Annotated in this window: 7 protein-coding genes, 1 tRNA gene and 1 pseudogene; all 9 read right to left on the bottom strand. The window is 50.3% G+C overall.

Going from position 1 to position 6551, the window contains the following annotated elements; translation table 11 throughout:
- Positions 1-2669: DNA-directed RNA polymerase subunit beta (gene rpoB / locus ABYW01_RS11025; RefSeq protein ID WP_372832706.1), on the bottom strand; the 2669-nt coding region annotated here is incomplete at its 3' end.
- A 174-nt stretch (positions 2670-2843) separates the two neighbouring features.
- Positions 2844-3218 (bottom strand): 50S ribosomal protein L7/L12, encoded by a 375-nt coding sequence (gene rplL, locus ABYW01_RS11030; protein WP_372832708.1) that lies wholly within the window; start codon positions 3216-3218, stop codon positions 2844-2846.
- A 69-nt stretch (positions 3219-3287) separates the two neighbouring features.
- Positions 3288-3782, bottom strand: coding sequence for a 50S ribosomal protein L10 (gene rplJ / locus ABYW01_RS11035; protein WP_372832710.1), 495 nt, complete (start codon positions 3780-3782; stop codon positions 3288-3290).
- Between the two features lie 222 nt (positions 3783-4004).
- A complete protein-coding gene (rplA, locus tag ABYW01_RS11040) occupies positions 4005-4700 on the bottom strand; it encodes a 50S ribosomal protein L1 (RefSeq protein WP_193952484.1) in 696 nt (231 codons plus the stop codon).
- Positions 4700-5134: a 50S ribosomal protein L11 gene (gene rplK, locus ABYW01_RS11045; protein ID WP_193952483.1), complete on the bottom strand. Its 435-nt coding sequence runs from the start codon at positions 5132-5134 to the stop codon at positions 4700-4702. Before rplK ends, rplA begins: the two co-directional genes overlap by 1 nt.
- Positions 5135-5239: 105 nt before the next feature.
- Entirely contained in the window at positions 5240-5773 is a 534-nt protein-coding gene (gene nusG / locus ABYW01_RS11050; RefSeq protein ID WP_372832711.1) for a transcription termination/antitermination protein NusG, read from the bottom strand.
- A 12-nt stretch (positions 5774-5785) separates the two neighbouring features.
- The gene (secE, locus tag ABYW01_RS11055) at positions 5786-6154 is read right to left on the bottom strand and encodes a preprotein translocase subunit SecE (protein ID WP_193952481.1); all 369 of its coding nucleotides are present in this window, start codon (positions 6152-6154) and stop codon (positions 5786-5788) included.
- A gap of 61 nt (positions 6155-6215) precedes the next feature.
- Positions 6216-6291, bottom strand: a tRNA-Trp gene (locus ABYW01_RS11060).
- Positions 6292-6357: 66 nt separating this feature from the next.
- A pseudogene (locus ABYW01_RS11065) lies at positions 6358-6551 on the bottom strand (elongation factor Tu); the annotation flags it as partial.

The raw sequence follows: 6551 nt of genomic DNA on the forward strand, positions 1-6551 counted from the left end.
CCGACCAGGATATCGCCAGGGCCCACTTCAGCACCGATGTGAACGATACCGGACTCATCCAGTTTCGCCAGCGCAGACTCACCTACGTTAGGGATATCGGAAGTCACTTCCTCAGGCCCCAGCTTGGTGTCACGCGCCACACAGGTCAGTTCCTGAATGTGTACAGTGGTAAAGCGGTCTTCCTGAACAACACGCTCAGAGATGAGGATGGAATCCTCAAAGTTATAACCATTCCAAGGCATGAACGCGATACGCATGTTCTGACCCAACGCCAGCTCACCCATATCAACGGACGGACCGTCAGCCATGATGTCACGCGCATTAACTTCATCACCCGGGAAAACGATTGGGCGCTGGTTAATGCAGGTATTCTGGTTAGAACGGGTATATTTGGTCAGGTTGTAGATATCTACACCTGCATCGCCTGCACCCACTTCTGAATCGCGTACTTTCACAACGATACGGCCCGCATCAACGGACTCCACGATACCGCCACGTTTGGCAACCACACATACACCGGAGTCACGCGCTACGTTACTCTCCATGCCCGTACCAACCAGCGGCTTATCAGCACGCAATGTTGGAACAGCCTGACGCTGCATGTTGGAACCCATCAATGCACGGTTGGCATCATCGTGTTCCAGGAACGGAATCAGGGATGCCGCTACAGATACAACCTGACGTGGTGACACGTCCATGTACTGCACTTTATCCGGCGCCATCACGGTGAATTCGTTCAGGTGACGAACGTTAACCAGCTCTTCCACCAGACGCTTACCTTCGTCCATCTCTGCGGACGCCTGTGCGATAACGTATTTGTTCTCTTCGATCGCAGACAGGTAATCGATCTCGTCGGTAACCACGCCTTCAACAACACGACGGTATGGAGTTTCCAGGAAACCGTAGTCATTGGTGCGGGCAAATACAGCCAGCGAGTTGATCAGACCGATGTTCGGACCCTCAGGGGTCTCGATTGGACATACGCGACCGTAGTGAGTCGGGTGTACATCTCGCACCTCAAAGCCCGCTCGCTCACGAGTCAGACCACCTGGGCCCAACGCGGATACACGACGCTTGTGAGTGACTTCTGACAACGGGTTGTTCTGATCCATAAACTGGGACAGCTGGCTGGAACCAAAGAACTCTTTGATTGCTGCAGCCACTGGCTTAGCGTTGATCAGATCCTGAGGCATCAGGTTATCGGATTCCGCCATGCTCAGACGTTCGCGAACCGCACGCTCAACACGCACCAGACCTACACGGAACTGATTCTCTGCCATTTCACCAACAGAACGGATACGACGGTTACCCAGATGATCGATATCATCGACCGTACCGAAACCGTTACGGATTTCGATCAGGGTTTTCATTACCGCCAGAATATCTTCTTTATCCAGCACACCAGGACCGGTGACTGCATCACGACCCAGACGACGGTTGAACTTCATACGACCAACGCCGGACAGATCATAACGCTCGTCTGCAAAGAACAGATTCTCGAACAGCGCTTCTGCGGATTCTTTGGTTGGCGGCTCGCCAGGACGCATCATGCGGTAGATCTCTACCAATGCTTCCAGCTGATTGCGAGTTGGGTCATTACGCAGGGTATCGGAGATAAACGCGCCACAATCCAGCTCATTGGTGTACAGAGTTTCAAACTCAGTTACGCCAAGGTGCTGCATTTTTTCGATCAGGTCTTCGGTGATCTCAGCGTTGGACGCGCAAAGCAATTCACCGGTAGTCGGATCAACGATGTCTTTACCCATCGCTTTACCTGCCAGATATTCTGCAGGTACTTCCAGATGCTCCATGTTCGCCTTCGCCATCTGACGAATGTGACGTGGAGTAATACGACGACCTGGCTCAACGATCACATTGCCTTCAGGATCTTTCACCTCAAAGGTCATGGTCTCGCCACGCAAGCGATCCGGCACCAATTCCATGCGGATCGTATCTTTGTCCAGTGTCCATGAAGTATTGTCAAAGAAGATATCTAGAATTTCTTCAGAGCTGTAGCCCAGCGCGCGCAACAAAATAGTTGCTGGCAGCTTACGGCGACGGTCAATACGTACGAACAGGCTGTCTTTCGGGTCAAACTCAAAGTCCAACCAAGAACCGCGGTAAGGAATAATACGCGCGGAGTAAAGCAGCTTACCGGAAGAATGTGTTTTACCTTTGTCATGATCAAAGAACACACCCGGAGAGCGATGCAGCTGAGACACGATAACACGCTCAGTACCATTCACGACGAAGGTACCGTTATCAGTCATCAGGGGCATCTCGCCCATGTATACTTCCTGCTCCTTGATATCCTTAACCGCTTTATTACTAGATTCACGGTCGTAGATTACCAGGCGAACTTTGACGCGCAGCGGTGCAGCATAGGTGATACCGCGCATCTGGCATTCTTTTACATCGAAAACAGGTTCACCGAGGCGGTAGCCGACGTATTCCAGAGATGCATTTCCGGAATATGAAACAATTGGAAAAACAGAACTAAACGCTGCGTGAAGACCTTCATCGCGAACTTCAGCGACATCGGATCCCTGCTGCAAGAACCGCTTATAGGAATCGATCTGGATTGCAAGCAGGTAAGGCACATCCATAACCTGCGGCAATTTGCCGAAGTCTTTACGGATGCGTTTCTTTTCAGTGTATGAATAAGCCATCAGTGTTCCCCAGCAAGTGCACCAAGTGAGAAACAGTCCAGAAGGAATGCTCCCGGTCTGTCTTGCCGTTAATTATTTGCTGTCTATAAATAACGGAAAAAGGCCGGTGGCAATTTGCCACCAGCCATCAGCACTTCGAGCAGCTATAGGCTGCTCTGTAATGCAAAGAAGCTATTACTTAACTTCAACAGATGCGCCTGCTTCTTCCAGGGCAGTCTTAAGTTCTTCAGCTTCTTCTTTGCTAACGCCTTCTTTAACAGCCGCTGGAACGCCGTCAACCATAGCCTTAGCTTCTTTCAGGCCCAGGCCGGTAGCAGCACGTACTGCTTTGATTACGTTTACTTTCTTATCGCCAGCAGCGGTCAGAACAACGTCAAATTCAGTCTGTTCTTCAGCTGCACCAGCGTCACCGCCAGCAGCGCCGCCAGCTACAACTGCAGCAGCAGCTGTAACGCCGAATTTTTCTTCCATTGCTTCGATCAGAACAACTACGTCCTTAACGGACATTTCAGCAATTGCGTTAAGGATATCTTCGTTAGTCAGAGACATGATGTATTTCCTGATAATCTCGGGCCACATAGCCCGTTGAATCTTTTAAAAACCGCTTGCGTAAGTAACTTACGCAGCCTGCTCTTCTTTCTGGTCGCGAACGGCCGCAATAGTGCGAACCAGCTTGCCAGCTGCTGCTTCTTTCATGCACATCATCAGCTTCGCAATAGCTTCGTCGTATGTTGGCAAGCTTGCCAGCATAGCGATATCTACTGCTTCACCTTCAAATGCTGCTGCTTTCAGCTCGAACTTGTCGTTACCCTTAGCGAAATCCTGCAGGATGCGAGCACCTGCTCCCGGATGTTCGGTAGAGAAAGCGATGATGGACGGACCTTTGAAAGTGTCAACCAGACACTCATAGTCAGTACCTTCAACCGCACGACGCGCCAGTGTGTTACGAACAACTTTCAGCCACACACCTGCTTCACGAGCCTGCTTACGCAGAGCAGTCATATCTTCAACAGCAACGCCGCGAGAATCCGCAACTACCGCTGAAAGAGCGCCTTTAGCAGCTTCCTGGACTTCAGCGACGATCGCTTTTTTGTCTTCGAGTCCTAATGCCACGATTTACTCCTGGATTTAGTCTTACGACTGTTTACCAATCACTTCACTGGGAAGCGAAGCTTGAGTACGGTGGTTTTAGATTCACAAGGAATCTCACCGTCTGCGCAGGCTGGTTTCCCATTAAGAACTACAATCAGAAGACTGCAGTCCACCTGCGGTCTTTGACGGCCTTCGTCTCTATTAAGAGGGAACGAAGACCCTCAAAAAACCTTTAACTCAGAATTAGAATTCCAGAGAACTCTGATCCAAAGTCAGACCCGGTCCCATAGTAGTGGACAGAGTAACTTTCTTCACATACACGCCTTTGGCAGAAGCAGGCTTAGCCTTCTTCAGGTCAACCAGCAGTGCTTCAACGTTGCTCTTAACAGCAGCAGCATCGAAATCTACTTTGCCAACACCCGCGTGGATGATGCCATTTTTGTCAGCGCGGAAACGCACCTGACCGGCTTTAGCATTATTTACAGCAGTAACAACGTCTGGAGTTACAGTGCCAACTTTAGGGTTCGGCATCAGACCACGCGGGCCCAGAATCTGACCCAGCTGACCAACAACACGCATTGCGTCTGGGGTTGCGATAACAACACCAAAGTCCAGATCGCCGCCTTTGATCTGCTCAGCCAGATCTTCAAAGCCAACCACATCTGCACCAGCAGCTTTTGCTTTCTCAGCATTTTCACCCTGAGCAAAAACAGCAACGCGAACATCGTTACCAGTACCGTTTGGCAGTACAGTAGAACCACGAACAACCTGATCAGATTTACGTGGATCGATACCCAGATTTACAGCCAGCTCAACAGTTTCTTTGAACTTAACGGTAGACAGCTCAGTCAGCAGAGCAACAGCATCTGCAACTGCATACTGTTTAGTGCTATCAACTTTTTCGTTGATCAGCTTTTGACGCTTAGACAGCTTAGCCATTATTCCTGACCCTCCACAACAAGACCCATGCTACGCGCAGAACCTGCGATAGTACGTACAGCGGCATCCATATCAGCAGCTGTCAGGTCAGCCATCTTAGTAGTCGCAATCTCTTCCAGCTGAGCGCGGGTAACAGTACCGACTTTCTCAGTGTTAGGACGACCGGAACCGCTCTTCAGGCCTGCAGCCTTCAGCAGCAGTACAGATGCCGGTGGAGTTTTGGTGATGAAAGTGAAGCTGCGATCAGCGTACACAGTGATCACAACTGGGATTGGCATCCCATTTTCCATGCTCTGCGTAGCAGCGTTAAATGCTTTACAGAATTCCATGATGTTCACACCGTGCTGACCCAGAGCTGGACCAACTGGTGGACTTGGGTTAGCCTGACCGGCAGCGACCTGGAGCTTGATATAAGCTTCGATCTTCTTAGCCATTGAAATCACCTCATTTGGGTACAAGCGCCTTACGGCTCCCCGTTTCTTTAAAACGCAAAAACCCCGCCCCTTCAGAGGCAGAGTTTTTTACAAATTTTTGTTACCTCAGGCCTTTTCGACCTGGACAAATTCCAACTCAACCGGCGTGGAGCGACCGAAAATCAGCACTGCAACCTGCAGCCTGTTCTTCTCGTAATTAACTTCCTCAACAACACCGTTAAAGTCAGCAAATGGCCCATCGGTAACCCGGACCATCTCGCCCGGCTCGAAGACTGTCTTCGGCCTAGGCTTATCCGCACCGCTTTCAACACGCTGCAGAATCTCATTTGCTTCTTTCTCGGTGATCGGCGCAGGGTTACCTGCAGTACCACCGATAAAACCAAGCACATGAGGAGTATTCTTAACCAGATGCCAGGACTCATCATTCATGTCCATGTGCACCAGTACGTAACCCGGGTAAAACTTACGCTCGGACTTACGCTTCTTACCTTCGCGGATCTCAACCACTTCTTCGGTGGGCACTAACACATCACCAAAGAAATCCTGCATTTCGTGCAGCTCAATACGCTCTTTCAGCGTATTCATCACGCGTTTTTCGTAACCGGAATACGCATGTACAACATACCAACGCATAGACATGCCAATAACCTCTTAACCGATCACACCGGACACAAGCCAGCTCAATAATGAATCCAGCCCCCACAGCGCCAGACCAACGATCAGCACAACAACCACAACGATTGCCGTAGTCTGACCAGTCTCTTGACGTGTAGGCCATACAACCTTACGAATTTCTGCTTTGGCCTCTTTAAACAAGTTAAAGAATGCCTGCCCTTTAGCTGTCTGCAAGGCAACAAAGCCCGCAACCAGCGCCAGCACCACTAGCACAACGACACGATAGAAAAGCGATTCTTCCGCGTAGATGGAGTTACCTACAACTCCGGCGGCAACCACCAGCACAACCGCTACCCATTTAAGAGCATCGAATTTTGAACCTTCGGAAGACACTTTAGAGTTCACGTTTGGAAGCCTCAGAATTTTAGAAAAGCTACTGCTTTGTGATGCCAATCCCGAGAAGGATTGGCAGGCCAGGAGGGACTCGAACCCCCAACCTGCGGTTTTGGAGACCGCTGCTCTGCCAATTGAGCCACTGGCCTACTGCGTAATAGGGAGGCACATTATATGCACCCCCCCGGTGTTTGGCAACACCTAATTATCGGTTTTTATTCGATAATTTTAGATACAACACCTGCACCAACGGTACGACCACCTTCGCGGATAGCGAAACGCAGACCGTCTTCCATCGCGATTGGGTTGATCAGAGTAACGTCCATCTGGATGTTGTCACCCGGCATTACCATTTCTACACCCTCTGGCAGCTCACAAGCACCAGTGATGTCAGTTGTACGGAAGTAGA

It is taken from the genome of Pontibacterium sp., assembly GCF_041587635.1.
GTDB lineage: Bacteria > Pseudomonadota > Gammaproteobacteria > Pseudomonadales > Balneatricaceae > Pontibacterium.

Bases quoted from the DNA above. Each gene is read 5' to 3' on its own strand.
- rplL (WP_372832708.1), bottom strand. From the start codon at position 3,218: ATGTCTCTGACTAACGAAGATATCCTTAACGCAATTGCTGAAATGTCC.
- rplA (WP_193952484.1), bottom strand. From the start codon at position 4,700: ATGGCTAAGCTGTCTAAGCGTCAAAAGCTGATCAACGAAAAAGTTGAT.
- rplK (WP_193952483.1), bottom strand. From the start codon at position 5,134: ATGGCTAAGAAGATCGAAGCTTATATCAAGCTCCAGGTCGCTGCCGGT.
- nusG (WP_372832711.1), bottom strand. From the start codon at position 5,773: ATGTCTATGCGTTGGTATGTTGTACATGCGTATTCCGGTTACGAAAAA.